Source organism: Frankia sp. AiPa1, from assembly GCF_023243075.1.
In the GTDB taxonomy this organism is placed as follows: domain Bacteria; phylum Actinomycetota; class Actinomycetes; order Frankiales; family Frankiaceae; genus Frankia.
Genome location: NZ_JALKFZ020000015.1, coordinates 1 through 1,228, shown reverse-complemented (window position 1 = coordinate 1,228; position 1,228 = coordinate 1). Strand labels below are relative to the sequence as shown.

The window sequence follows — 1,228 nt, the reverse complement described above, 5'->3', positions numbered from 1 at the left end:
GTTAGCGCATCAACTCCGCCGTCACGGTGACGCCGGATTCATGTATTCTGTCAGGTATGGGGAAGCGGGTGGTGAAGCGGGCCTACCGCTATCGCTTCTACCCGACCCCGGAACAGGCCGAAAACCTGGCAAAAACATTCGGCTGTGTGCGCTACGTGTACAACCGGGCGCTGGCAGAACGGCACCGGGCGTGGACTACCGAAAAGCACCGGGTGTCTCATGCCGAGACAGACAAAATGCTCACCGGTTGGAAGCGCGAGCCGGACACACTGTGGCTCGCAGAGCCGTCGAAGGGACCCCTTCAGGCCACGCTTCGGCACCTTCAAACCGCCTATGTCAACTTCTGGGGGAAGCGGGCCGGCTACCCAACCTTCAAGAAGAAGGGGAAGACCGCCGATTCGGCGACCTACTTCCGGAACTGCTTCTCGTTCCGGAACGGTCGGCTCACGCTGGCGAAGCAGTCGGAGCCGCTGAACATCGTCTGGTCCCGTCTGCTGCCCGACGGTGCGGACCCGTCGCAGGTCACCGTGTCGCGGAACAGCCGCGGCCAGTATCACGTGTCGATCCTGGTGGAATGCCCGGTGGAGATGCTGCCGGCATCGGACGCGCGGCTCGGGGTAGATGCGGGCATCACCTCGCTGGTCACCCTGTCGACTGGGGAGAAGGTGGCCAACCCGCGGCACGAACGCCGCGACCGGGTCCGGCTGGCCCGTGCGCAGCGGGAGCTGTCGCGGAAGAAGAAGGGTTCCGCGAACCGGGCGGAAGCCCGGCTGAAGGTTGGCCGGGTGCACGGGCGGATCGCGGACCGGCGCCGGGACCATCTCCACAAGCTGTCGACTCGACTCGTTCGCGAAAACCAAACGATCGTCGTCGAGGATCTCACCGTGCGGAACATGGTCCGCAACCACAGTCTCGCCCGCGTCATTTCGGATGCGGGCTGGCGGGACCTGCGGACCATGCTGGAATACAAGGCCGGCTGGTATGGCCGGACCGTGGTCGTGGTCGACCGCTGGTATCCCAGCTCGAAAACCTGCTCGTCCTGCAGGGCGCTGGTCGCATCATTGCCGCTGAACATTCGGGAATGGACCTGCCGGTGTGGTGCGGTCCACGATCGGGATGTGAACGCGGCACGGAACATACTCGCGGCGGGGCTCGCCGTGATCGCCTGCGGAGACGGAGTGAGACCGCCCCGCTCCTAGAGCGGGGAGGCATCTGTCAGTGAAACAGG

At 64.8% G+C, this 1,228-nt stretch carries 1 protein-coding gene; it reads left to right on the top strand.

The window, feature by feature from the left end; all coding sequences use genetic code 11:
* Positions 1 to 68 precede the first annotated feature (68 nt).
* A complete protein-coding gene (locus tag MXD95_RS04040; protein ID WP_250639163.1) occupies positions 69 to 1,199 on the top strand; it encodes an RNA-guided endonuclease TnpB family protein in 1,131 nt (376 codons plus the stop codon).
* Positions 1,200 to 1,228: the final 29 nt, after the last annotated feature.